The sequence below is a fragment of the Desulfobaccales bacterium genome (genome assembly GCA_041648175.1).
Lineage (GTDB): Bacteria > Desulfobacterota > Desulfobaccia > Desulfobaccales > 0-14-0-80-60-11 > 0-14-0-80-60-11.
The window spans coordinates 71,255-97,637 of record JBAZPO010000007.1 but is presented as its reverse complement, the minus strand read 5'-3'; the positions used below and the strand labels follow the sequence as shown (position 1 = coordinate 97,637).

The 26,383-nt window shown below is 50.7% G+C and carries 23 protein-coding genes; all 23 read right to left on the bottom strand.

The annotated features are described in order from the left end of the window. Nucleotides 1-36 precede the first annotated feature (36 nt). The gene (locus tag WC600_08515; GenBank protein ID MFA4902774.1) at nucleotides 37-1,290 is read right to left on the bottom strand and encodes a glycosyltransferase family 4 protein; all 1,254 of its coding nucleotides are present in this window, start codon (nucleotides 1,288-1,290) and stop codon (nucleotides 37-39) included. 339 nt (nucleotides 1,291-1,629) lie between these two features. Beyond that, entirely contained in the window at nucleotides 1,630-2,751 is a 1,122-nt protein-coding gene (locus WC600_08510; GenBank protein MFA4902773.1) for a pyridoxal phosphate-dependent aminotransferase, read from the bottom strand. A gap of 149 nt (nucleotides 2,752-2,900) precedes the next feature. Then, a complete protein-coding gene (locus tag WC600_08505; protein ID MFA4902772.1) occupies nucleotides 2,901-4,007 on the bottom strand; it encodes a DegT/DnrJ/EryC1/StrS family aminotransferase in 1,107 nt (368 codons plus the stop codon). 44 nt (nucleotides 4,008-4,051) lie between these two features. Further along, complete coding sequence (locus WC600_08500; GenBank protein MFA4902771.1) at nucleotides 4,052-5,122, bottom strand: pyruvate dehydrogenase complex E1 component subunit beta; 1,071 nt, start codon at nucleotides 5,120-5,122, stop codon at nucleotides 4,052-4,054. Then, on the bottom strand, nucleotides 5,109-6,086 hold the full coding sequence (locus WC600_08495; GenBank protein ID MFA4902770.1) for a thiamine pyrophosphate-dependent dehydrogenase E1 component subunit alpha: 978 nt from the start codon (nucleotides 6,084-6,086) through the stop codon (nucleotides 5,109-5,111). Before WC600_08495 ends, WC600_08500 begins: the two co-directional genes overlap by 14 nt. Before the next feature lie 105 nt (nucleotides 6,087-6,191). Beyond that, entirely contained in the window at nucleotides 6,192-6,842 is a 651-nt protein-coding gene (locus WC600_08490) for a sugar transferase (GenBank protein ID MFA4902769.1), read from the bottom strand. A gap of 40 nt (nucleotides 6,843-6,882) precedes the next feature. Continuing rightward, a complete protein-coding gene (locus WC600_08485) occupies nucleotides 6,883-7,584 on the bottom strand; it encodes a class I SAM-dependent methyltransferase (GenBank protein ID MFA4902768.1) in 702 nt (233 codons plus the stop codon). Nucleotides 7,585-7,619: 35 nt separating this feature from the next. Next, nucleotides 7,620-8,915, bottom strand: coding sequence for a glycosyltransferase (locus tag WC600_08480; protein MFA4902767.1), 1,296 nt, complete (start codon nucleotides 8,913-8,915; stop codon nucleotides 7,620-7,622). A 57-nt stretch (nucleotides 8,916-8,972) separates the two neighbouring features. After that, nucleotides 8,973-10,415, bottom strand: a complete 1,443-nt coding sequence (locus tag WC600_08475) for a radical SAM protein (protein ID MFA4902766.1) — start codon at nucleotides 10,413-10,415, stop codon at nucleotides 8,973-8,975. Continuing rightward, on the bottom strand, nucleotides 10,375-11,586 hold the full coding sequence (locus WC600_08470; protein MFA4902765.1) for a glycosyltransferase family 4 protein: 1,212 nt from the start codon (nucleotides 11,584-11,586) through the stop codon (nucleotides 10,375-10,377). The genes WC600_08475 and WC600_08470 overlap by 41 nt, the downstream gene beginning before the upstream one ends. Before the next feature lie 27 nt (nucleotides 11,587-11,613). Then, the gene (locus WC600_08465) at nucleotides 11,614-12,552 is read right to left on the bottom strand and encodes a methyltransferase domain-containing protein (protein ID MFA4902764.1); all 939 of its coding nucleotides are present in this window, start codon (nucleotides 12,550-12,552) and stop codon (nucleotides 11,614-11,616) included. Between the two features lie 24 nt (nucleotides 12,553-12,576). Beyond that, nucleotides 12,577-13,782, bottom strand: coding sequence for a glycosyltransferase family 4 protein (locus WC600_08460; protein MFA4902763.1), 1,206 nt, complete (start codon nucleotides 13,780-13,782; stop codon nucleotides 12,577-12,579). 9 nt (nucleotides 13,783-13,791) lie between these two features. Next, nucleotides 13,792-14,862, bottom strand: a complete 1,071-nt coding sequence (locus WC600_08455) for a glycosyltransferase family 9 protein (protein ID MFA4902762.1) — start codon at nucleotides 14,860-14,862, stop codon at nucleotides 13,792-13,794. Between the two features lie 33 nt (nucleotides 14,863-14,895). Further along, nucleotides 14,896-15,954: a hypothetical protein gene (locus WC600_08450; protein ID MFA4902761.1), complete on the bottom strand. Its 1,059-nt coding sequence runs from the start codon at nucleotides 15,952-15,954 to the stop codon at nucleotides 14,896-14,898. A 369-nt stretch (nucleotides 15,955-16,323) separates the two neighbouring features. Next, nucleotides 16,324-17,103 (bottom strand): class I SAM-dependent methyltransferase, encoded by a 780-nt coding sequence (locus WC600_08445; GenBank protein MFA4902760.1) that lies wholly within the window; start codon nucleotides 17,101-17,103, stop codon nucleotides 16,324-16,326. Further along, nucleotides 17,073-18,077 carry a glycosyltransferase gene (locus WC600_08440; protein MFA4902759.1) on the bottom strand — a complete coding sequence of 335 codons (1,005 nt, stop codon included), beginning with the start codon at nucleotides 18,075-18,077 and terminating at the stop codon, nucleotides 17,073-17,075. Before WC600_08440 ends, WC600_08445 begins: the two co-directional genes overlap by 31 nt. Before the next feature lie 103 nt (nucleotides 18,078-18,180). Beyond that, nucleotides 18,181-18,966: an FkbM family methyltransferase gene (locus tag WC600_08435; GenBank protein MFA4902758.1), complete on the bottom strand. Its 786-nt coding sequence runs from the start codon at nucleotides 18,964-18,966 to the stop codon at nucleotides 18,181-18,183. Between the two features lie 25 nt (nucleotides 18,967-18,991). After that, on the bottom strand, nucleotides 18,992-19,768 hold the full coding sequence (locus tag WC600_08430) for a class I SAM-dependent methyltransferase (GenBank protein MFA4902757.1): 777 nt from the start codon (nucleotides 19,766-19,768) through the stop codon (nucleotides 18,992-18,994). 79 nt (nucleotides 19,769-19,847) lie between these two features. Next, the gene (locus WC600_08425) at nucleotides 19,848-21,413 is read right to left on the bottom strand and encodes a hypothetical protein (GenBank protein ID MFA4902756.1); all 1,566 of its coding nucleotides are present in this window, start codon (nucleotides 21,411-21,413) and stop codon (nucleotides 19,848-19,850) included. A 26-nt stretch (nucleotides 21,414-21,439) separates the two neighbouring features. After that, nucleotides 21,440-22,210: a DUF268 domain-containing protein gene (locus WC600_08420; GenBank protein MFA4902755.1), complete on the bottom strand. Its 771-nt coding sequence runs from the start codon at nucleotides 22,208-22,210 to the stop codon at nucleotides 21,440-21,442. A gap of 154 nt (nucleotides 22,211-22,364) precedes the next feature. After that, the gene (locus tag WC600_08415; GenBank protein ID MFA4902754.1) at nucleotides 22,365-23,573 is read right to left on the bottom strand and encodes a glycosyltransferase; all 1,209 of its coding nucleotides are present in this window, start codon (nucleotides 23,571-23,573) and stop codon (nucleotides 22,365-22,367) included. Continuing rightward, nucleotides 23,563-24,246 (bottom strand): hypothetical protein, encoded by a 684-nt coding sequence (locus tag WC600_08410; GenBank protein ID MFA4902753.1) that lies wholly within the window; start codon nucleotides 24,244-24,246, stop codon nucleotides 23,563-23,565. The genes WC600_08415 and WC600_08410 overlap by 11 nt, the downstream gene beginning before the upstream one ends. A gap of 69 nt (nucleotides 24,247-24,315) precedes the next feature. Further along, on the bottom strand, nucleotides 24,316-26,319 hold the full coding sequence (locus WC600_08405) for a nucleoside-diphosphate sugar epimerase/dehydratase (GenBank protein ID MFA4902752.1): 2,004 nt from the start codon (nucleotides 26,317-26,319) through the stop codon (nucleotides 24,316-24,318). Nucleotides 26,320-26,383: the final 64 nt, after the last annotated feature.

The following is a 26,383-nucleotide window of genomic DNA, read 5'->3' as shown; positions in this document are numbered from 1 at the left end:
TCTGCCCGCCCGGGGCGGATGTCCTGATGAATACCTTTACAAATCCATTGCTGCAAGTCTGCCAAGCCGATTCACCTCAGGGTCTGCGAACAGCTTGAAAAGTTTGCGGTGGTTCCCCTCTGAATCGAATTGCCTGAGCACCAGGTCCCGTCCCCGTTGAGCCATGGCCAGCGCGGCCTGCCGGTCTTCGACCATGCTGCTGATGGCCTGGGCCAACGCGACAGGGTCCTGCTGAGGCACCAGCAACCCGGTTTCTTTGTCCTGAATCACTTCGCTGATGCCGGCCACATCCGAGGCCACCACGGGCAGACGATGCAGCAACGCTTCCATGATCACGTTGGGGATGCCATCCCGGTCGCTGGACGAATGCACCACGCAGGGCATCACGAAGACGTCGGCCCCGGCCAACAGGCGGGATACCTGGTTGTAGGGAATAAATCCGGGGAACGAGACCCTGGACTTAAGGCCCAACCTGAAGGCCAACGACTTCCATGCCAGCCCACGGGGACCCCAGCCCGCCAGGGTCAGGTGAAAATCCAGGCCTTTTGACGTAAGGATCTGGGCGGCGCGCAGCAACACGTCGAAGCCCTTGGTCCTGACGAAACGCCCCAGGGCCACGATCTTGATAGGAGGCGCCATGGACGCGGGCGCCAGGGTGTAGTCTTTGATGGCGACCCCGTTATAGATCAGGTGAATCTTGTTGGCTTCGCCACCGGCCATGCCGGCCAGGTAGCTCAAATTGGCCCGGTTGTTGATCCTGACAAAGGCAGCCGCCTGAATCTTCTCCGTCAGTGCCCCATCGGCGGGATAAATGTCGCCGGCCCGGGCACTGAAGCTGAAGGGGATGCCCGTGAGCCGGGAAGCCACCCAGGCAGCGGTGGCCGGCCCATCCGCCCAAGGCGCGTGGATATGGGTAATGCCATCGGAGACGAATAGGCGGGCCAGGTACACCCCCGCCAGGACAGCCCAGAGGGCCTCCCCGGCAGTCTCCAGGGAGCGCCACCGCCTGGCGATCACGCCGGCAACGAACCGTGTGGCGCCGGCTCCCCAACGCTGTCGCAGCCCAGCCAGTTCTTTGAGCAACACCCCTGAAGCGGCGAGCCCCAGTCGCCGCACGGGCGCGGCCGCGGACGCCATACCCGAAACCCGGTCTGACGGACGGGGGCCGTAAAGCGTATAGACCTTGAGGTCAAGGCCCAATTTGGCTAAGGTGTTGACTTCATTCAGGACGAAGGTCTGGCTGGGTTCTGGAAACCAGAGCAGGATGTAAGCGACCCGGGGGCCCGGCATGTTCAACCTCTTCCGCCAAGAATCGAAAAGCGCTTCCCTTTTGGGCAGCGCCAAATGTCCGTACTCCAAGATGGCCCCTGGGACCCCTTAATATATTATATAAGCCATGTGGGAAGAGGCCACAAATAAATCATTACAAGTGCAAATCTTCCAGGAGGGGTGGTCAGCATCAGGGCAGCCAGAAACTGCCAGACAGGGTCCGGGAGGAGGACCAGGCAAGATATTAACTCACTCTCTGTCTTGAAAAGTTCAAGGTTCAAGGTTCAAAGTTCAAGGTTGAGTGGCGGGCGGGGACGCCCGCCCTACCGGGTTTTTCATGGTTTTGAGAGAGCGGCAAGCTCATGAGCGACTGAAGAGAAGATTTCCCGACTTTTCGATCCTTCGGCAGGCCTGATCCAACACCGCATCTTCTTTGGCGAAACAAAATCTCGCCAGATTTTGGCCTGCGTCATCGTGATAGAAGGCTTCGCCGGGGACGCAGGCCACACCCGTCCGATTCAGCAAGTTCATGGCTTTTTCTTTGCTGTTATTCCCTGGAATTTGGGAAATATCGGCCAGGACATAGTAAGCCCCTTGGGGCACATAGGGTTCCAGTCCTGTTTGGGTTAACGTCCCACAGATCTTGTCCCGTTTGTCCACATATTCTCTGGCCAGGCTTTCATAGTAATCGGCTGGCAATTCCATCAGTCCCCTCGCCACTCCCATCTGCAACGGCGCAGGGGCACACACATAAACCAAGTCATTGAAATAGCCGATTGTCTGAGCCCACTTCGCATCGCAGATACTGTAGCCAACCCTCCAGCCCGTGATGCTAAAGGTTTTTGAAAGTCCGGAAATGGTTATGGTGCGCTCTTTCATCCCAGGCAAGGTGGCAGGCGGTATATGGTTGTTGCCGTCGTAGACAAAGTGTTCGTAAATTTCATCGGTGAATACGAACAAGTCGTGTCGGGCGGCAAAGGTTGCAAGGCGCTCCAGTTCTTGGTCAGTAAAAACCTTGCCCGAAGGATTGGCGGGAGTATTAATCATAATCCCTCGAGTTTTTGGGCTGAGCACTTTCTCCAGATCCTGGTCGCTAAAGGTCCAATCTGGCGGTTCCATCCTCACATATACAGGAACCGCCTGGGTGGCCACCAGGGTGCTGATATGGTAGCCATAATAAGGTTCAAACAGGATGACTTCATCCCCTGGATTGAGCAGCGCTAAACAGGCGCAATAAAAGGCGCCGGTGGTGCCCGCGCTGACAATGATTTCCGTTTCTGGATCCGGGTCCATCCCGGTAAACAGTTTTTGCTTGTGGGCGATGGCCTGTCTCAGTTCGATCAGGCCGTCATAGCGGGTATAGGTGTTGATCCCCGCGTCGATAGCCTTTTGTGCACCCTGGCGAACTAAGGCGGGTACTGCCAGATCGCATACCCCCTGGGACAAGTTGATTCCCTTAACCCGGTCACATTCAATGGACATATTTCTAATTTCAGACTGCATCACCCATTCATGACGCGTGCTTAGCTTCAGGCCCACCATCATCTCCTTTATTGACAAAAAAAGACCCACATTGAGCCGCGGCCAACCTGAATGAGCTGTTGGGGGCTTTCTGTGGGCCAAGGACCAGTTTATTTACCGTAGAATCGCCGCACCACCGCAATCACATAATCGACTTCTTCATCGGTAATCTCTACGTTCATGGGCAGGGAGCAAACCTCCCGGCTTAAGGCTTCCGTTTCCGGAAAGCCCCGGTCTTCCAAGTTTAACGCTTCGTGCCGATAATAAGGCTTACGGAATTGGGTCAGGACCTCCACTCCATTGTCTTTTAAATATTCGGAAAAGTCATTTCCTTGTGTGGCCCTGACCACGTAGTTTTGATAAACGTGATCTCTTCTGGGGTCATCGTAATGGGGCAGGAGCACATCAGGGATATCCGATAACCTGGCGCGGTAATGTTCAGCGATCTCTCTGCGTCTCACAATCCAACCTGGCAGATGCCTGAGTTTGACGTCCAGAAAGGCCGCCTGCAGGTTGTCCAGGAGGCAGGTAAAACCATGGCCGTGGTATTCTCCGGTCAGGCGATCTTCGCCATTATAGCGCATCCGGGTGGCAAACAGAGCCACCTCCGGGTCATTGGTGGTAATGGCCCCGCCGTCTCCGTAACCCCCCAAAATCTTGAAAGGGTAAAAACTCCAGCAACCCGTTAGGCCCCATGATCCCGCTTTTTTCCCCAGCATAGCAGAGCCAAGGCTCTGGCAGGCATCCTCCACCACTATCAGGTTATACTTTTCGGCAATCTCCATGACCCAGACCATATCGGCCATGTAGCCGTTGAGATGCACGGGCATGAGTCCCCGAGTTTTGGAAGTGATAGCTGCTTCGATCTTGCCGCAGTCGATATTGAAGTCCTTCCCCACATCAACCAGCACCGGCTTAGCCCCGACGTTCACAATGGCGGAGGCGGAGGCGACAAAGGTGTGAGCCGGCACGATCACTTCATCTCCCGGCCCTAGGCCAGCGGCTCGCAAAGACATATGGAGAGCGTCGTAGCCACTGTTCAAACCCACCGCGTATTTAGTGCCCACAAAGGCAGCCAGATTCTCTTCGAAACCTTTGAGCTGCCCGCGGTCGATTAAATCACCTTTGGACATAACCTCAAAGTAGGCCGCATCCAGTTCAGCCTTGATCATCCGGTAAACTTTTGCCGGATCAACAAACTTAACCCGATATGCCATACTCTCTGGTACCCCCGGGATCATAGCTTAACATGTTGATTATTTTAAGGATTATAAGTCTTAGGCGAGGAACTGGTCGAGGATATGCGCGCACGAGACCTTTTCCTGATATAAGTGAATTTTGCCTTTGTGTTCATTAACTCTCGAACTGCATGTACAATGCTTTCAGCTTTAGGGTAATAAGCTGCTTCAAGGGCTTTACTGGCAGGAGCAGGACAATCCGGTAAGGTTATTCTTTTGATGGGGACCTTCAGGTATTCGAACATAGTGTCACAAGCCATAGCCGCGATTTCCGCGGCTAGGCCACAGGTCTTCCATCCCCCATCGGTTATCAGCAATCGGCCGGTCTTCTTAATTGACCTAAAGATAAGATCTTGATCAATAGGCTTGACTGTGCGCAGATCGATCAGTTCCACGTCGATCTTTTCACGGGCAAGTTCTCGGGCTGCTTTCAGCGCTTCTTGGACCATAAATGATGTAGCTACTAAAGTGACGTCGGAACCTTTTCTACGAATAATCCCTTTGCCGATTTCCACTTCGTAGATTCTCTCAGGTACTGTATCTTCAGTCTCATGAAGCCACCGATCATCAATGAATATGACAGGATTAGGATCTTTGATCGCTGCGATCATCAGGCCCTTGGCATCAAAGGCTGTAGAGGGCATTACCACTTTCAGCCCCGGAATATGAGCGAACATGGCATGGAGCGCTTGTGAATGCTGGGCCGCCTGTTCACCACCCCGATTGATAATTGCCCAGATGACAATGGGCACTGAGGCCCTGCCGCCATTCATATAATACCAATTGGCGGCTTCATTGATAATGGGATCAAGTGCATAAAACATGAAATCCATACGAGGGTGGACAACAACGGGGCGCATACCGGCAATGGCTGCTCCGACCGCTGCACCGGTTATAGCGTTCTCTGAAACGGGTGTGTCGATGACTCGCCGGTCGCCGAATGCCTCTAGCAATCCTTGGGCCGTATTTCCCACATACCAGGGGCTCTTGACACCCTGACCGATTAAAAAAACCGACTCATCGGCAGCCATCATCTGGTGCAGCGCTTCGTTGATGGCCAAACTGTATTGGAGCTTTCGATTACTTAAAGACATAATTGGTCAAATCCTTTTCATCCGGAAGGGGACTGGCCATGGCAAAAGCGTGGGCCTCAAAGACTTCAAGTTCGGCGTCGCGGCGTATATCGGCAAGTTTATCTTGTTCCAACAAGATATTACTAATTAGATAATCTTCAAACAAAGCTATGGGGTCTCGCTCTAACCAGCTCTCAACCTCTTCCCTGGGGCGGATATCGGTGTGCGAGCCCTGAATGTTATCATCGGGCCCCACATGTCCCCTGAAACGATAGGTCAAACATTCGATGAATACCGGCCCCTTGCCCTCTCGGCACTGGGCTATGGCTTGCTTCCCAACCTCATAAACTTTCAGCACATCATTACCATCTACTTCAAAGCTCGGGATGCAGAAGGGCTCCCCAATTCGGAAAAGGTTATTTTCTACCCGGCAATCCTGAACGGGCATATGCGTGGCATAAAAATTATTCTCACAGACAAAGACCATAGGCAACTTCTTGAGGGCAGCAAAGTTCAAACATTCATACAAAACTCCTTCACCAGTTGCTCCATCACCAAAAAAACTGACAGATATCTTTTGATCTTGTCGTATAAAGGACGCCATCGCTGCTCCCATCGCCAATGAAATAGTACCTGCAACAATTGGGGCCGCGCCCAACATTCCCACTTCAGGTGCGATGAGATGCATTGATCCTCCGCGACCCCGGGAACATCCAGTCTCGCAACCAAAAAACTCGGCGACCATTTCCCGCATGCTGCCGCCCTTGGCCAGGTAATGACCATGAGAACGATGGTTGCCAAAAACATAGTCACTTTCATTCAAGGAGGCACAGATACCTGCGGCTACTGCTTCCTGCCCGGAATAAAGATGACAGGGGCAACGGATTTTCCCTCTTGAGATTGGTTCCACCAGACTCTCTTCGCAAAGTCTTATGCGAATCATGGTACGGTATAAAGATTCTAGAAGGTTTTTGGAGTAGGACATTACCCCCTCCCATTACTTGAGGTTTTTAGATTTCCCGGTCTCAATCTGCAATTCCTTTAATTGGAAATAGGTCTTGGCAGAATGAAGGATAATAGTAGAGGAGTTTTATAATCCCAGTTGCCGCTGGGTAGCCATAACGATCCGGCTTTGTGGTTTAACGATGGCCAAGAGCGTTAAGAAGATAATTTTTAGATCATTTGTTAGGGACTGTCTTTGGGAATATTTTAGCTGGAGCTTCAATTTGGTAGGACGAATAAGCTCCATATAAGCTTGGTCAGGGTCCTCGGCGCCCGCCAGAATGCTTCCCTCATCAGGGTTCCAGATGGAAGCCCAGTCTGTAATCCCCGGACGCACACTTAGGATGGCCCTTTCCTCGGCAGAAAACAGATCGGTATAAAACTTCACTTCGGGCCGGGGACCCACCAGGCTCATGTCCCCCAGGAACACGTTGATTAGCTGGGGCAACTCATCCAGCTTGTGCTTCCGTAACTTGCGGCCGAAGCGGGTTATGCGGGGATCGTCATCTGGAGTGGAGGGACCGCCGATCTTGTCGGCATTCACCACCATGGTGCGGAATTTGAAGATGCGGAAAAATTTGCCATGACGTCCCACACGCTCGCCCCGGTAAAAGACTGGCCCGCCGTCTTCGTGGTGAATGCACCAGGCAATGACTAACAGCAGCGGACTTATGAGAACCAGGCCTACGGCTGAACTGATGAGGTCAAATACTTGCTTTACGAAATCGTCACACCGCATTTGGAAAAGTCCTTTCTGCTAATTTCTGGGAATCTTGAAGTCAGCCGGGACGCCGGGCGATGATCGAGATGATAAAGGAGTTATCTGCGTGGCGAGGCCGCAGGGTCTCTTCGATTCGATAAGCAAGGTGGTAGAGTAACGGCACCGGCGCCAGAAACTGACTTAAGCCGCCGTAGCAGCGGCGGTCGATGATATCAAAATGAGCATCATAGAGGGCCTCCACCTGACTCGTATACAAGCATACGTCGGTATAGCTACGCCGTCGCAAGCGACGATAGCCCTGGGTCAGGGCATTGGCTCTCCCGGTCTCAAAACTAATGAAGACTCCCCCAGGCCGCAGCACAGATAAAATCCAATCTAACCATCGGTCATATTCTGCCAGGGTTGAGGAATATAAGAGAACTGTCTTGATAAACACCGCATCGTATTGCCCACTATGACTTCGAGTCTTGTCGGAGGCACAAAAGCGAAACTCCACGCGATTAGCAAGGCCGTAATGCACAGCATGCTGCTCGGCCAAAAGCTGGGCCTGCCGGTCAACCTCCAAACCAACTACCTGCCAGCCCAGCTCCTGGCACAAAAAGCAGGTCAAGAGGCCATCCCCATACCCGACCTCCAAAACCTGGCTCCCTGGCGGCACCAGTCCACCCATGGTGGTCAGGGCCTCCCGCACCACCCTTTCCCACATTACCGGAGCGCCGCCCGCTTTCAGGCCGTCGCGCAAATTCGGTTCATTGAACACAATTCACAACCTTTTTTATTCTATTATTCATGCCGTTATCTGTGTTGCGCCTCAACAAACCTTTCTATATGCTCAGAGTAATCCGAATAAATCTTGTCAGCATCTCCATGCTTCGAGTAAAAGATTGATGCATTGTGGGACATCTCTTCCCGCAATGCCTCATCGTCCAAGAAAGTCTCGATACACTGTTGCAACTTCTCTGGATCTCCTGCGTGGTAGTTCTGCCCTAAGCCAAAACTTTTTATCATTTCTGCCATCTCACCACTCAATGAGGACACCAGTGGAAGTCCTGCCGAGAGATATTCAAAAGGCTTATAAGAAAGGCTCTGGGGAGCATTTACTGCATAGGGAAGTAGCCCGATACTCGCCCGCCGAAGAAGCGACTGGATATCCTTTGCATTGATCCAGCCAGGAAAAGATACGTTCGGCAAATCTTCTGCGTATTTCTTAATTGCTGGTAAGCGCTCTCCTGCACCTGCGAGAATGAAAGATGCGTTTCTGCGACCGTTATTCCACATTCTACGTGCTACCTGGACGACAAGCCTTAAGTCGTATGTCATACCGAAGGTTCCGATAAAAGCAAAGATTGTCTGTCCTTCCATTTCGCTTAACCAAGAAGGCTCTTCTCCACTTTCATAGGCGTATCCAGATGAGCTTGGCATCCTTTCATAGCCTAAATAAAAGACCCTATCCCATGCGGTGCGTGGTCTTCCCGCGTTCTCAAGAGCCCAGTCCATGTAAGACGAAGAGACGGCGCAAAGAGCGTCCGCTCTCCGCAACGCAGTGCGAGCACATCTCATCTCTCCGCTTAAGGCAAATCGCCCAATCTGGTACAAAGGAGTGTTGGAAAGTCGATCTACGAAAATCGAGGGCCATTTGTCTTCTATGTCAACAATGATAGGTATATTATTCTCTTTACAGAAGGTCACTGCTTCATACGCCAATCGGTGACAGGGTAGAAGAGCTATGACGGCATCAGGTAAAGGCATCTTGCGACAGAGCAAACGGAACTTACGCGCTATGATCCGGTGGTCAATGTATCGCGCCAGTGAGATATTGCGGCGATATCCCCAGCCTCGCAGTATTTGCAGCGTAATGCCTGGAGAAACCTGCACGATGGTGTCTTTCTCGAACAACATGATCTTTCTTTGATGCTCAAAAGCGCTAGCCCACCACCGCACCCTATGGCCTCGCTCCACCAGTTTTTGAGCGAGCAACCCCACCCTCATCCTTCGAACGTCAGGGTTCAATGGCAGCAGTTCACCTATTTCAAGTATCCAGATATTCATTCTCGCCTTAGAGTGCGCGGCATCTCCTCTGCCCTTTTTCATTCGTTTCCATTGGCTTAGTAGAGGTGAATCCACACTTATGCTGCCTGTAGTGATTTCTCAACCCTCTTCATAGTTCATATAAATCCTAAACCGGGCTAAATCCGCCAAGTGACGTAGTCTATTTTGGAATAAAAGTTTGGTAAACAAATTGCGCGATGCTACATAGGCGATAATGTGTCTCACACCCCATATCATCCCCTGACGCTCAAGGCGACGAAGTATCCCTTTCTGTAAAATACTTTTTCGTAGCTGTTTTAATCGGCGGAGAATCTTTTTTCTCATTTGGAGAGATAATTCAGGAGTCTCAAAGACGGGAATATCAGAAACGGTGGACTCATCGTTCAGATACTCATCCGGTTGCTTCAAGAGGTACCCTTTTTGGGAGAGCCAGTCGAAAAGTTCGGTGCCTGGATAGGGAATGATATTTGACCATTCAGCGTAGAAGATAGGATACTTAAGGGCGAAATTTACAGAATCTTCAACATCGGAAAGAGTCTCATAAGGAACACCAGCAAGAAAATTAAGATAAACATCGTATCCTAGTCTACAGGCCTCTTTGACCGCGTTGTCAATATCCTCGAACTTCTCACCTTTCTTAATGATTTCAAGCATTCTGTTATTTCCAACTTCCACTCCGATGGCAATAGTCCTAAAACCTACTTCTTTCATCATTTTCAGCACGTCATGGTCAAGCTTATCTGCCCTGGCTCCAGCGCAGCGCAGAAAAAGTCCATGAAGGCCCCGGGCTTTTATCTCTTCGCATATCTGAAATACCCTGGCGCGAGTCGAATTGAAATTGTCATCCTGAAAACTGAATTGCCTGTATCCCTTCCTGTACCAGAACTCCATCTCATCGACCACATTCTTGGGACTCCTCAATCTTACCAGCTTGCCGCTTACTAGCTTCACTGCGCAATACGTGCAATTGTGAGGACACCCTCTCGATGATATGAGTGATTTCTCACGTATATATCTGTCTATCTCGAACCCGGCATACGTTGGCAAAGGCAAGGAATCAAGGTCACGGATAAGCTCTCCCGCGTTCTCGGCGATTCCCCCATCTTTTCTGTAGATAAGATTCTTGATTTGGCTTAACTCAGTCCCTTTGCATAACTCCAAAAGAGCAAACTCTCCCTCACGAACTACTGCGTAATCCACCGCAGCACAATCATCCAGAACTTTACTCCCAAGACATGAAACGTGAGGACCGCCAACAACCACCTTCATCGATGGGAAATATGACTTGATATCCCTTATAGTTTTATATGCTACCTTGTATCTATTACTGAAAAGGCTGACTCCTAAGAGATCAGGTTTAAACTCGTCAACTTTATCTCTCAGATTTTCATAAGAATATCCCAATAACATATCAAAAACAGCGTAGTTTATGTTGTTCTCCAAGAGTATTTGGGCGAGATAGCCTAACCCTATGATAGGCCGAACAGGGCCTAACTCCGTTTTAACCGGAGGTGTGATCAGCAATACTTTTGTGAAGCGCACGGCGGTCTCCCATGAGGGTGTTCGAATAGAGACGGAGATATTGGTCAGCTATGTGGTCCCATTCAAAGTTATCAGCGACCCACTGCCTGGAATAATTCCTGAAAGTTTGCGTATTGTAGTAATCGTCCGACATTAACTCTAATATCGCATTTGCCCAGATCTCTTTCTCCCACTTGATCCATTTCCCGAGCCGGTATGACTCAAGGCTTTGCCAGGGAGTGCCGGCGCTCGCTATCACCGGCCTCCCCGATGCCAGGGCTTCAAGGACAACGTTTCCAAAGCTCTCGAAGTAAGATGGCAACAAGAGGCATTTGCAGTTCTGAAGCAGAGCTATCTTAAGGTCTCCACTGACAGCTCCCGGGAAGACCACTGAAGCCTGGTCGGGCAATTTTTCCACATAACCCTTAAGGCGGGCGTGAAAACCTCCGTCGCACGGTCCTGCCAACACCAGAGTTGCGTCCGGCTGTCTTTTGATAACAAGTGCCCAGGCCTCCAAGAGAAAGGGTAAGGCTTTCTCCTCAGAGAACCGTCCGAGGAATAAGCACATGTTCTTGCGACGTCCAAACCCCAGCTTTTGATCTATTATCGAGGGATCTACGACCTCCAAATACGTTGATGGATCTAAACCGTTGGGTATGATTGTCACGTTATGCAGCGAAGTGCGTTTTCGAAACACCTCCATCTCAGACTGACTTTGGCATATGATCATTGATGCCTTCTTCAAAGCCTCTTTTGCTAAGAGTTTGAAAAAAAGCCTCTTCTTGGCTGCCCCGCTTATGCCGCGGTTATCTTCAGGGTCTATCGAGGGCAGGAAGTTCCCGGAAGGCGAGATGGTATAAGGTACCCGAAAGGCCCTGCAGAGCAAAGCTCCGACTGCCGTGGAAACCGAATAAATACTGTTAAAATGTACAAGGTCGAAATTCCGGACCGTTCGCCAGAAAGTTAGAATAGCTCCAAAAGATAAATCAAAACTGTTGTTAAAATGGGCTGCGTGTATTTGTAATTTATCAGACTTGAATCGGCTAATATCTGAACTATTCCATCTCCAATTTGTCGTATATACGGTTACGTCTGTCCCCTTAGCGATAAACTCCTTTACAAGATGTCTTGTTGAATAAGATAGGCCATCTTGCTCAGAAGGGAGGAATAGAGAGCTAAACAGGAGCTTCACAGATGTTCCATCCGAATGTTAAAGGTTCTAAAGAAGTCCTAAGGGAGGGGACGCCGTAAGATGAAGAGCCTTGTCCTCCGCGCAGAAAGCCTCAGGGATCAAGCAGGGAATACCGTCACGGTATTCATATGCGGCTCCACATTTGACACATTTCATGTGCGAAGAGGATATTATCATACTTCCCAGGCACTGCGGACACGCAAGTAGGTTCGCCAAGTCAAGCCGGAGCCTCCGATTCCTGTAATACCTGAGGACCCTGCCCAGCAGTTCCCTGGGTTTATAAAGCAAAAACAGGAGGGTGGTCCAGCACACGTTCGTTGTTAAAGCGCAGACCTGTTCCGGCAGTGTTCGTGTCTTGCAAAAGATCGAGTATTCTTTAGGGCCCCATGGCTTGGAACATAAAGTCCCAAGTTCGTCATCTGTGGGGTCAACGACACAATCTATATGGTCGTGCCACTCGTGTCTTACTGTAAATAGTTCATCAAAGGCCCGAAAAAACAAATGATATTCCAATGAATTCGAGTACATGATATCAAACAAATTCCCTAACAGGGAACTATCTCCAGCCTTCTCTTTGCTATAAAACACAAGTGTGCCTTTAACCAGCAGTACAAACCATCTATGGTACTTCCTTGAGGGGTGCAGCATCTCCCAAATCATCGAGGGAGTCTCAATGTATCCCCTTCTGCCAATTCTACTCAGCTCGCTGCAGCACTTTAAGGGGTCGTGCACATGCTCGAGTACCTGATTGCATATGATGTAGTCGAAGGCTTTATCCACAAAGGGGAGGCTATGGCAATCCGCTGCGAATATTGGGCGGTCCTTAACCAAGTCTCCCCCCCTCTCCTCGTTGGTCAGATACTTGTCACACAAAACATCAGCCCTATACGTCGGTCTGTGGCCGCTGCCCACTTCCAGGACAAGGTCCGATGATGAAATATTAAGATTGTTGAAAGGCAAAATCATGGTTACCCTCAGATCCTTGTTTGTTCAAGTTGATTGCCGTGCCTTGAGGCTGACACCTTCCAGCGGCTCTTCGTCAGTGGTGATAGGGAAAGACGGAATTGCATCATCTGGTTTTAATGGGGCTAAGACGGTTCTTATGGCGCGGAGGAACACATCTTTGGCGTTCTCGATAGTAAAATGTCCGATGATTTCTTTTGATTTGATTCCCATCCTTTTTCTGAGCTCTTCATCATCCAGGAGCGATTCAAGCGCCTGTTTAATTTCAACCGCACTGCCGGGCCTCACGACAAAACCGTTACCCTTTATCAATTCCCTGGCACAACCGGCTTCGCTGGTAACCACTACTGGCAGCCCAAACATCATTGCCTCATTGACAACTAATCCCCATCCATCCGATAGAGTCGGGAATGCGAAGATATCGGCAGTAGAGTAATAATATGCCCTCTCATCCTGATGCAGATAACCCGTGAAAAGGATATCTTCTCTACCTGATGCTAGGGTTTTTAGAAATCCTTCATGAACGCCGCTCCCTCCTATTATGAGCACGGTATCATCCCGTTTGAGCATCTTATAGGCTTCGATCAGATAATCGATCCCTTTTCGCCTATCGAAATAGCTGATGCAGAGGATGACCTTTTTCCCCTCAAATTGCCGATTTGGTGGCTTTACAGAAGAATCCCTGGCAAAGACCTGTTCAGATTGCAGAGCTTGAGTACCCGAAACGATTTTTTCAGGCGCTGCTTGTCGGTTAAGCAGATATTCTCTTGTGGCCTCACCATAAGCAATAAACGCATCGGAATAACGGTGGATAAAGCTATAGATGGGACTCAGCACATACCTGTCAGCCAACCTCTTATATGCTTCGAAGTAATTGTTCTCTGTGGAGCCTGACCAGATTATCAAAGGCTTTTTCAGGAACTTTGCGAAAGCAAAGGCAGTAATGAGAGATACAATTATTCTTGAGTCTGCACCCAATATGTAGATGTCAAAGGTGTTTGAGATAAGCGCCTTGATTAGCGTTGGGTTTATCATAAAAGGGCCAACATTGAGGCATCTCAATATCTCACTGCGAAAGCTGTAATCTCCTTCGGGTACTATCCACTTTCGTCGTGATGGTTTGTAATCGCAAAAGTATACGGTCAATTCGATTTCTTTACCAAGCGAATCAAAGAGAGGCAGCCTATATGGTGATACATCGCTGTGAAGAAGCAGTACTCTGGGCTTTTTCATCGGTCGGAATTAGTTTGGACGATTGCGTTCATCTGCAATAATCTCCTCAAGCCCTTTCAGGACCCGCGTAACCTGAACCGCATCAAGGCATGGCGGGGGAGAGTGTAAACAGGTTTCGAGTTGACATAACCGGCAGTCAACGTCTTCCTGGATCACCACATGCCCGTTGCCCATCGGATACCAGAGTCCTTTGACATCGCGGGCCGAAAAGATAGCCACGCACCGAATGCCGAGGAGGGCTGCCAGGTGCATGCAGCCGGTGTCATTTCCACAATATGCCCTCACCCGTGACAGAATCGCCGCGGTTTGACTCAATGTGGCGCCACAGGCAGAGAAGCCATATCCGCCCCAGCGGCTCACGATGTGGTTGGCAAGATCCGCCTCGTTTGCCCCCCCCACCACGATAAGTGCCATATCGGTGCGTCTATGCCATTCAATTCCAAGTTGGATGTACCGCTCCACCGGCCATTGCTTGGCTTGCATCCTGGTGCCGGGACAGATCGCGAGAGTCTGCTTGCCATCGAGGCCCCATTCTTTCCACTTGGCCTCAGCATATGACTCATCAAGTTTGACGGAACATGCCCCCCCGTACGCTATTGGGATCCCCGCTGACCGGACGAAGCTCAAAAGCCTTTCGGCCTCCCTTGGTGGCTGAAAGCCTCGTATCCGGCGCAGGTTGGTCCACCTCCATGCTTCTCGGAAACAGGCTGCATTCCTGAAACCCAGCGCTCTGAAAAACAGCCAATCACGAATAATCTGATATCGTTCCACTCTATTGTAGGGCAGATAGAGCAGCAAGTCCTGGCTATCGACGTTAAGCCGAGCCTTAAGTTTGAAGAAGATATTTAGGGGATTGTCAGTGAAATCATAGGTTATTACCTCGCTGACGAACGGGCTCATCCCGATGACATGGTAGCCTTGCAGTTGTTCAACCGGTGGCTTGTGTTGCGTACAGTACACCAGCGGGGTTCCCGGATAGAGATCGTGGAGCGATTCAATAAGAGGAAATGCGACCAGTGTGTCACCAATGCGCCCTTGACGAAAGATGACTATCTGTCTCCATGGTCTGTGGATAGACATAGGCGATTTTATTGATGAGCTAAAAAGTCTGCGTTACGAAGGAACGTTGGGATTTGAAAAACCACTGGCCCCCCGAACTGTTGTAGTCGACGTCAGCCGGAGAAGCAAGCCAATCAAAAGAAGAACAATCAGAGCCCTAATACCTTCTGAAATCCGCTGACTAAAGTTATAACTTGCCATTATAAGCTGTTCAGCAATAAAAGGGTAAACAGCAACCCACGAGATTCTTATGGGAGATGTTGAGCTGAAAATCCCCTCCAATTTACAACATATTAATAGACAGACAAAAGAACCAAACAGAACGCCTAAAAAACCGAAATTGATATACAACTCTGAAAGAGTGCCAAGGGGATTACCTATTTCAGGATACATAATCATATTCGTAATTTCATGTATACTGCCAAGTGATGGCTTATCATTCCAAAGATAACGAGGTATAATAGCATAGGCAATGTTAATAAAACTCTCCCCAGAAATATAAGGATTTGGCTGTGGAAAGCTTGACATGACAGCAGAAGCAGACCTTGCTTCATACAGCCTGTACATCGAATCATCTAAAGGCATCAGAAATACATTACTTTCAGAGGTAACATGTGATTCCTGAACCTCACCCAATAAATATGAGGTAATGCCCTTCTCAAGAGCTCTAGAAGCCTCAAATGGGGTCAAGTACATGCGATGGCTCATTACATCGCCCATAACGTATTGAGTTGCGGAAACAAATGACATAATTAAAATAGCCGCCACTCCGACAACTGTCCAGCGCTTAAGAGATATTCTGCGTCCGAGCAAGGCTAAGTAAATCAGTGAGATAACTATAAAACGAAAGATCACCGTTCTGGATAGCTGAAAAACCACAAAAAAGCCATCGAATATCCATATCGACGCGCCGATGCGGCGTTGAAATCTGTTGCCTAGAGCGAACAGCAGGAAGTAGATAGCAGGATAGTAAGCGGTAAAATTCAACATGATCAAGCCTAATTCTTGAGAACCTAGAAAAGAAGGGGCCTCGTGCGCCAGTCTTCCCTGCCAACCTAAAGTTACAATCAAGTATATACGCAAGAGAATTCCCGCACCCAGAGGGATAAACAATAACAACCATCTGCTGTTAAGTCGTATAGGTAGAACGAGCAATCTTAACCGAGAACTGATCGTCTGAGTAGGGAAGACTAAATTCTTAATGATGAAAGGGGATGCAGAGATTAGTACGGACATAAACACAAGGGGAATGCCTTCGTAATAAGGAGGTACAGAGTACTGCCAAGGTCTTAATTGCCAGTAAAATGAAGGGACAATGTAAAAGGCAATTGTTCCAAAGGCAAACAAGGCTGTGGGGGAAGCCCATCCTAATGGGCTTCTGAGTTGTGAAAATCGAAATATATAGCCCCACGATGTCAGAGAGGCGATTGCAAGGATAACAACATACATGATTGGTAATGTCAGCTTTCTTGAGTGATTTGTTTAAAGAACGGAATGTGGGGCGCCATCCACCATTAAGCCTGTTGCGATGGTATCTTTATTCATCGGCGTCATGTCCTTTTCCGGCAATGCCCGGCCCCGAGCCAGCAACACCCGGGTTAGCACCGATGGACCGGTGCCCCCAAATTCAATGACGTTCCACAGCCGCACCAAAAGCTGCACCATTTGCCAGAGCAGATACCTTATAGTCGATTTGGTGCTCCAAAGGCCAGGTCCAGTAGGCCGCACCTCCACCTGGGAGAACCCCGCCAGGCCCAGAACCTGGCGAATGCTGGTCTCGGTGAAGCCGGTGCGGTGGGTTATATCCCCAAAGAAAATTGCTCCGCCAAAGGGAGACGCCAGGTTGGGCACCTGAAGGATCACCGTTCCTCCGGGACGTAGGGCAAGATGCACGCCTTCTAAGAGATCCAGCCCTTCTTCCCGGGTCAGGTGCTCCAACACATCGATGGCAAGAATAGTCTGGAATTCCCCGGTGCGGCCTTTGAGATAGTCCCGAGCATCCACAGTCTCCGCCTCCAGTCCGCGGGTGCGGCAAAAGGCGACGGCTACGGGCCTAAGGTCAATGCCCCTAACCTGTCGATAGCCCCACCGTTTGAACGCGGCCAGCAGATGGCCCTCGCCGCAACCCAACTCCAGGATGTTCGCCTCCAGGTCCAGGGGCAGCCAGCCCCGCAGATACCAGCTATAGGGTTTAGACCAGTCGCCTACCGACGCTCTTTTTCCAAAATTTTCTAAGTAATTATTGTAGAATTCTCTTGACATCGAGTAGACCCGATTAAGTGGTGATCGGCAAGATGCTTCAATATCTTTGCCAGGGTTTCGGGGTTGCCGTAGCCGCTCCGCCGGCAGCGGGCCAGACCGGCGGCCGCGATCCGCCGGCGCTCTTCCTCATGGTCCAGGTAATAGCGGATTTTAGTCAACAGTTCGTCGGGGGAGCCGAAAAACTCAGCCTCCTGCCCTTCCAGAAAGAGGTCCAGATGCTCATTGGTGCGCTCGGCCAGCATAAATGTGCCGCAGGCTGGGATCTCCATGGTGCGGGTAGTCTGGAGGTCCCGGTTTTTCTTTTTCAGGAAGGCAAGGTTAATGTCAAAGGCACAAAGGCCTTTGGCATACTCCTCCCCCCATAGCGATGCGTTCATGACCGTGAGGTTCTTCACGCCTCTCATTCCACTTTTAGGCCACTGGCCCCATATCTTCACAGGAACACCCTGATGGGCCAGCCAGACCAACAGGGCGGCCCGCTCCGCTTCATATGTGCCGATGAAACCCACCGGTCCACCCACCCGGCGCCGTTCCTCCGGGGTCAGGACCATGGGTCGGTGCACCTGCGGGCAATAGGCATTATTGACAAACAAAGCCGCCCGGGCCCCCATCTCACCCAATTCGGGCACATTGTAACTTTTGGTGCTGACATGAAGATCGTAGAGGGGAATCCCCTGCAGATACTGAGGCGACTGGTTGTCGGGATTCAGCATGTCGTCAGGGCTGTATGACACCGTCACCGTTTTCGGAGACACGTCCTTGACTCGCAATAAGGTGCGGGGTTCGATGATGAGCCCCTTATCGATCCAGAGTATTTCGGGGTGATACTTGGCCACCAGCGTGAACACCTGATCGTTGATTTGCCCCAGATCCCGAGGCCCACATACTTTGCGTCGCAGCCGTTCAATCAGGGTGTGGCGCCGCCTTTCTATTTCCGGGGACCTGGTGTCCACTCCCACGACGTGGTGGCCCAAAGATTGTAGAGCCTCCATTCTTTGCCGACAGGTCTGTCCGTAGCCCAGGGGCCCCACGTACACGATACGGTATGATTTCTCAGAAATGATGGCTTGCCCTTCTTTAAAGCCTGCGAGGCAACAAATTGGCATCCCGATAGAGCAGATAGTTGGCGTACTTAAAGCTTTCTTGGGTATGGTCGTAATGTTCCAATAAACGCAGCCCCCGGGGCAACAACTTGGACACCCCGTAGCCCATTTGACCGGCAAAGGTAAACACATCCCGGAGCGAGACCCCGGCATCGATATAGCAGCCACCGTATTCCAATTGGCAGAGGCCGATTTGCCGCCGGGCGAAGGTTTCCCGGAAGCCCTGAAGAACTTTTAGCTCCGCCCCTTCCACGTCCAACTTCAAGAAATCGATAAACCCCGGGTTATGTTCGGCTACAAAGGCGTCGCCCGTGGCCAACATAACCGTTTCCTTTATGACCTCAGCGAAGATGTGGCGGCAGAATAGTGAGTTACTCCCGGCCCAGTATCCATCCATGAAAATTTCCGTCTCGCCTTTCTGATCCGACAATGCCGCATTGGTTAAGACTACCCGCCCATCTCCTGCGAAGCGCTTTTCAAGGGCCTGAAAAAGATGGGATACCGGCTCAAAGGCGTATACCCGAAGGGACGGCTGAATGGCCAGGGCCTGCGCCGTCCAGACCCCGAGATTGGCGCCTACATCGAGGGCCATCATGCCCGGTTGGAGATATGCCCGTAAGAGGGCAAACTCTCCGTTGGTGGCCGGATCGCTGTTGTTATCCGCATTGAGGCGGTCCAGGCAACGGCTCATCACGACCCGCAGCACCTCCCGGCCTCCTTGATGTCGCAGTATCCTGGCCAATCTACCGATCTTTCCCATTACCCTTCCTCCATGGGACCGCAAACTAATTTGTTAAAGCCAAGGTCTTAGGCGGCAAGACGGCTATGGTGGTCCCTCGGATATGCCGGATTCCCGGATGGCCCTGGGCCAGTTCCCGCACAGCCCGGGTCACGCCAGACCACCAGGCGGTGTGGCGATAATCATGCCAAGCGATCCAGCCTCCCTCACTGTGTAATTTTAGCGCCGCCATGGTGTCGTGTACCACAAAAGGATAATCATGGCAGGCGTCCACCCAGATAAAGTCGCATCTGGAGCGCCAAGAGGAGTAATCGAACGTTCGACTATCGCCATGGAGTTGTGTGATTTTCGCAGCTTCCGGTGTATTCCGGAAGTCGACGCCTATATCATGAGTTGCCTGGTCCCTTGGCAGGTCCAGCGTGAAAATCTGGGAATCGTGAGGACAATTCAATGCTAACAGCCGAGTGGTCCGGCCCACGAAAGTGCCGATCTCAAATACCACGCGGGGGCGAAGAACCTGCATCAAATAAGCCAGGGCGACTAACTCCAAAAAAATTCGGGTATCACTGCTCCGATGCAAATGATAAGGCCCCATAATTTTTGGTTCAGCTGCCCCGGGCAGCAGGTCGGTAATCCAAGCACTCCCCAGAAAAGGATCGTCCGCCTCGAGGTCTTGGGCCGATAGGACCTGATGCAAGAACTTCTGGGCCCCCCTTGGGTCAAGAGTGAGGGAAAGGGTTGACCGGTAGGCAATACGAGGCAACGCCGTCATCCAGGTATACAAAAGATGTTTTAAGGTGGCCATTTTACTTTCTAAAGACATATTGCTATCCTTCCGCGATCAATCCATTACTTTAACGATTCTTGGACAAATGACCCAGGGATCTGGTGTGGCAGCGCAATCACATGGAACGGGGACAGGCCAAAGGCCGACGACGATAGATGTCCACGAAAAGTCCCCGAACCCGCCGGTCCACTAAGATTACCCAAAGAGAAACCGCTCCCAGGTAGCAGCCGCAATGGAACAAAAAGGCCAGGACAGTGGTGGGGACTGACAACTGGCGAACCAAAAGACCGATGGCCAGGATACCGGCCCCCACAACGGCCAGGGGCAACATTTGGCTCACGGCCTCCAGCCAGGGTTTGTTGAAATCTCGGCAGTAACGATGCCACAGGATCAACCAACCGGTAGTCGCCAGGCTCACCAATCCAGCCAAGGCTATACCGGTTAGACCAAGCCATCGGACCATAACAGTCGCTAAAACGATGTAAAGCAGAGCCTGGCTGATATTGGCTAGGCTCACCGTGAAGAACCGACCCCGGGAAAAGAAAATGTTGGAGAGTACTAGGGTCTGGGAGTATAAGAGGCCGTATATTCCAATAAAAATAACCACCAGATCCCCGGCATAGAAGGAGGATCCCACCCATAATCCCACGAAGGTTCGATCCAGAATGACGTAGCCTCCCATGAGGACCAAGGCCACAACCCCGGAGATATGGATGAGACTATCCGTCAGACCTGTAACACTGGCGTCCTCCTCATGCAATTCTCCAAAAAAATGGGCCAATGCCGGTTTAAGGGCTCCATGGAAATGCGTTGCCAGGAGAAACAAAACGCCAAAAGCCCGCTTGGTGAGATCAAACACCAACACCGCCCGGGGACCCAAGAATATGCCGATGATGAGATTATCCGATCTACTCGCCAATAAATTGCTCCCATTGGCCAGAAACAACAAGCCCGACGGCTTCATTAGTTCCAACACCGTGTTTCGCTCTACTCTTAAGGAGGCTCCGGGCACCAGCTGTTTTCGTAGGCGCCAAAAAACCGCACCCTCTAAAACTACAATTATACCGGCCTGGGTCACCCCTCCCAGAGGTAAGGACAGCAGGCCGTATCCGGTGATTAGTAAGGTCACGGTGATCAACAAACCAATGACGGTAGCGGCGATCCAGATCAGCCCGTGGAGGAGTTGTCGCTGCAAAGCGCACACCACACCCCCCAGGGCATGGCCGAGGATCATGAGAGAGGCCGCACAACTGGCCAGGATAAATGCCGTCGCCAGGGTCCGGGCTCCCTCGGCAGGAAGGGCAAACAGGCGCGGCAGGTAAGAGGCGCAAGTGATCCCCGCCAGCGCAGGAAGTAAAGATAAAAAGAACGCAGTAACCAAGCCACTGCCCAGATATCGTGCCAGCCGCGGTGAGTCTTTAGCCCCGTAAGCCTCAGCGACCTTTTGAATGATGACGCTGTTTAAGCCGAAATCGGATAAGCTGAAGTAGGATACTATGCTGCCGCTGGCCAGCCAGGCGCCATACAATATTTCGCCGATATGGCGCAAATAGAGAGGTACTAGCACCACTCCTTGCACCAAATTGAGGGCGATCAAGAGATAACTGGAGGCTGCCAGCACCAGGGTGCCGCGACGCCGGGAATGTGGTCTAGTGGGGGTAGAAGAGGAAGAGAGATTCATGCCGGGTACCAAAAAACTGAGCAAACTTATGCGGATGGCCGAGTAAATACATAGATCCCCAGGGCGAATTCAGATTCCCTGAAAGTGATGGGGCTTATCCCCTCCATAAAGATGCCCTCATCATCAATGCCTCTAAAGTCCGAGAGGATCAACTCATTGAGGTGTTCAAGGATGAACTCAGGGTCGAAGACCCGGTGGGCATTAAAACAGACCCGCTGACGGCCAATGGGGACGCTGAGATAAAGCAACCCCCCAGGCGCTAAAACCCGCTGTAATTCTACCAGAGCCTTCCTGGGGCCTTCGGGGTCCAGCAGGTCGCCATATCTGCCTAAACCGATATGTTCCACTACATGCAAGGAGGAAATTGAGGCCACACTCCTATCCGGATATGGCAAGGAACAAATATTGCCTTGTTGAAAACGCAACTGGGCCAAGCCGTGATCCAAAGGACGCAAATCCACCATTTCCACCGGCACTACCAGGCTGAGTTGCGCCACAAAACCATCGAATCGTGAACCGATGTCGACATGAAAAGAAGGTCGGGTGGCCATGATTCTGCTTGCCACCCACAAGTCCTGGCGGAAGTAATGGGCATCGAGATGGCCGGCCGAGGCAAACCGGTCTTTGAGTGCTGGGTAAAGATCAGACAAAGGCACCGCCTCATAAGTTAACGAGCGGTATCGAATAAGCTGATACAGATACCGGGGAGTCGCGCATAAAGCTTTTACCAAGCCTTTGAGATCGATATAAGGCCGCAACAGCCGGTTGATGCGGGTGATGAACCTACATGCCTTCATTCGTCATTTCCGTTCAGGTGTTGCTGCTTGACATGGCGAGGTTTCATTGAGCAGAGCGACGGGACGCCATCCTGGCAGTCTCGGCCTCCCTGCCATCCGAATATCTCTTAATAATGGTCAAGATGGTTTCAACGCCCGGGTTTGGATACTCTCTCTACTTGGGCTTATGGAATAGGTATCCTGTACTCAACAATAACTGTTGAACCCGCTTGGACCATGAATGGCGCTCGATGACGGATAGACGCGCAGCTTGGCGAATGCGGTGGCATCGTTCCGGTTGCTCTAACAAGGCCCTGATCTTATGTGCACAATCGCCATAGTCCAAGTAAGTCTCAATTTCTTTGTCTAAGGCATAAACTCGTTCTAAATTATCATTGTAGCTGGTGAGATACACAGCTCCACAGCTCGGAATCTCGAAATCCCGGCCTTTCAGGCATTGCTCCGTGCTCTCATTGACATAGCCGAATCCCAGGTTGATTCGACTTTGATTGAAAATGCGGACCAAAGCATCATCGGTCTGGTAACCATGCTCCCATTCGTCGCCAAAGCAGTCAACCCGAATGCCCCGTCTCCGAAGATAATCGACCAGCAAAGGTCGCTGACCATAACGCTGACCGCAAAAGGTGACGTCATATTCAAACGGGATATTTAAGGGTCGAAAAAAATCCGGGTTGCCCCCCTCCGGCCAAAACAAGGCGTTGGCGCCTTCGACACGGTATTTGACGAGGGACTCGGGCGAATTTGTCAGATTAAGATCATAGGCCTTACATACCGCAAATGGTCCCGACCATTGATCACCATGCTTGATTCCTTTAAATGATTTTATATCGTCCCAGTGAAAGGAAAAAGTTGGAATTCCCAACATATTTAACTGATGAATTGTTGAGGAGGAAATTTGCGAGCCTGAAAGATAGCTCAGCATCATATCAATGGGTTTTTCATGGTGTAATGTCTTGACAAAAGAAGGTAGCTTCGAGTCGACTTCAGTCCGCACCGCAGCCCAGCCTTGATCCAGCCGAATGTCTTGCTCATCCAAAAAGAAACAAGTCACCTCTCCGAGTTCGCTCAATTCCGGCGGAATATTGTGCCGCTCCCAGTTGCCTGGCACGCTGACATACAATATATGCAATGGCCTCCCTTTGGGCTCAGGAGGCCAAGAGATATTCCGTTGGGCCAGTCGTCGCTTAAGCCTTGAGAAAACCATCTCAGGAGACTCTTCCTCAATAGGGATACCCTGAGCCTTGGCAAGTTGTTTGTATAATTTTTGTTCCGCCCTTATTTGGTGGTTTTGCAAAAAGCTACGGTATCGATACACAAGCTTATATATGAGCAGATTCTTCTTAAGAGATTTTTTAATATTCATTGCCTAACGGTGGCTCGCAGCATAGTATGTCTTCTGAAATAGTGATCTTGTAATCTGAATTTATCAAAAGGAGCTTCTGCTCAATCTCAGCAATTGTGGGGTAATCGCCTTGTCCAAAATAGCGTACATCATCGATTAGAATAACATGGCATTTGATTTCATGGGTTCCAATACTTTGAAGTTCGTCAAGCAGAGGGGTTTCGGTAATGCCTTTGGCAGTCTTACCCCCTGAATAATGAGCGTCAAGCCAGAAAAGCGCAGGCTCATTAATTGATTGGAGCAACCTTGAAAGCTCAAGGGAACTTTCTCCATGAACAACATGGATGTTTATTAGCTTGGAAAACCGCCGCGCCGCCTCTTCTGCCAAATGTTTATCAAGTTCAATGGTCCAAATTTGTCTAAAATGCCGGCGACACTTTCGAACCATCTCACCTTCATAAGTGCCTGTTTCTATTAATATTTGTAAATTATGACGTCTGCTGTAATTTATTAAAGTCTTGAATTTGATGATGTGTGGAGGAGGAATACGCGGTCGACGCTGATAGGCAAGATGGTCTCGTGCGTCTCTAATATCGGCTCTTAAAGCTTTTATTGGGTCGATCAATGGATCAGGCAATTTCTGGAAAAAATGCTTTAAAAGCGTTTTAACCATATTATCAGGTGTTATGGCCATTAGGTTTCCTTGCAATAGACCTGTGTCTGTTCAAAATTTGTGTCGGCGAAGCAGTGACTTGGCGCTTTTCTAAAGTGAGGGCTCATCGGAAGCCGGAATACCAGACCGCCTCGTAATTGTATTCGCAGGCGCCGCGACATTACCTGTGGAGCATTCTGACTTCAGAACTCTCCTGACGCTTGCCTGCGTAACGTATTCAGGGAGAACTTCCTTGAGCTTGGTCCTTATGGCCTGAGCATCGTGAGTGCCGGCGATCCGGTAGAGGTCTTCCAAGGCTCCATCAAGCCATTGGGAAAACCCATCTTGATTTTTTTTGCCGTTCCAGCCGTTGGACCGGAGCACCATGATTTTTTCATACTTGGTGTTCACAACCCCTTCGTCTTGGGTGATGAGTTCTTCGCAAAGTTTTTCTCCCTCACGCAAACCGGTAAAGATGATCTCCACGTCTATCCCCGGTGACTTGCCGGAAAGCCGCACCAATTCCTCGGCCATTTCGGCGATTTTGACGGGCGTGCCCATTTCCAGGATAAAGATTTCCCCACCTTCGCCCAGCCCCCCGGCTTGGAGGATGAGTTGGGCGGCCTCAGGGATGGTCATGAAATAGCGAGTCACATCGGGATGGGTAACGGTTATGGGGCCACCCCGTTCCAGTTGACGCAGGAACAGGGGAAGCACCGAGCCGGATGAGCCGATAACATTCCCGAAGCGCACCGCCATAGAGCGGGTGCCGTTGCCTTGCCGCGCTTGCACGATAAGTTCTGCCAGGCGTTTGCTCGCACCCATGACATTGGTAGGCCGCACCGCCTTATCCGTAGATACCAGCACGAAACGGTCCGCTCCGTATTTTACTGCAAGGTCCATAACCACCTGGCTGCCCAAAACATTATTGTAGATCGCCTCCCAGGGGTTTTGTTCCAGCAAGGGCACGTGCTTGTAAGCCGCCGCATGAAATATAAGCTGGGGTCGATATTCTCTAAAGACATCTTCCATCAGCGTTTGGTTCTGCACCCGGCTGAGGATGCACCGGTAGTTGGGGAAATCCAGTTCGTGATGCAGTTCCATCTGGATGCCATAAAGGTTTGCTTCGCTGGCATCCACCAAGATAAGTTCTTTGGGATCAAAACGGATTATCTGGCGACAGAGCTCCGAGCCGATGGAACCGCCAGCGCCAGTGATGAGTACCCTTTTGTCCTGCAGATAATGGCTGATCTCCGTGATATCCAAGCATACCGGTGATCGCCGTAGAAGATCTTCATATTTGACATCGCGCAGATTCTTGACGCTTACTTTGCCATCAATAATGGCGCCGATTTCCGGGAGGGTCCGGTAGTGCGCCTCACTGTTCTTGCAAATCTCGACAATCCGCCGCATCTGGGCGCCGGTAGCACAAGGAGTGGCAATGAGCACTTCATCGATTTTCTTACGCTTGATAATTTTAGGAAGCATTTCCGCACCGCCGAAGACCTTCAGCCCGTGCAAGCTTCGTCCCCATTTATTGCGGTCATCATCAAGAAACCCCACTACGTGATAATCTACGTGGGGATTGTCGAAAATTTCCCGGAGCATCTTTTCCCCTGCTCCACCGGCGCCTATGATGATTACAGTTTTTCCCGAAGAATGGCCGGTGTTACCCCTAAAGAGGATAGAAGATAGTACTTTTTCGGAATGCATAGTCGCATAAATGATACGAATCCCCAGGCGGAACCCGCCACACAGGAGAAAGGTAAGCATGGCGTCGATAAGGAAAACCGAGCGGGGGACGCCTTTGAAGCCGCGAATATAGAGGGTGGCAAAAATGCAAAACAGCATGGCCACAAGGCTGGCCTGCACCAGACGCCTCAGATCATTCAGGCTGGTGTAACGCCACATGCCCCGGTACATCCCCAAGAGGAAAAAGATCAAGATCTTGCCGGGTAAGAGAATGGGCAACAGCTCTATTATCAGGCTGTAATACTCAGCGGCCGGAGTGAAGTCAAAGCGCAGCAGAAAGGCGCCAACAAAGGCCGCAACAAAGAGCGCCATATCCGCTATCAGAACGAAGTAAAATCGGCGGTTGTGAAATTGAGCCAGCATTATCCGCCTGTCAGTTTAAAGGGCGAGAACAACATGAGATGAGCTTTGGTTATTCATAGAAGTT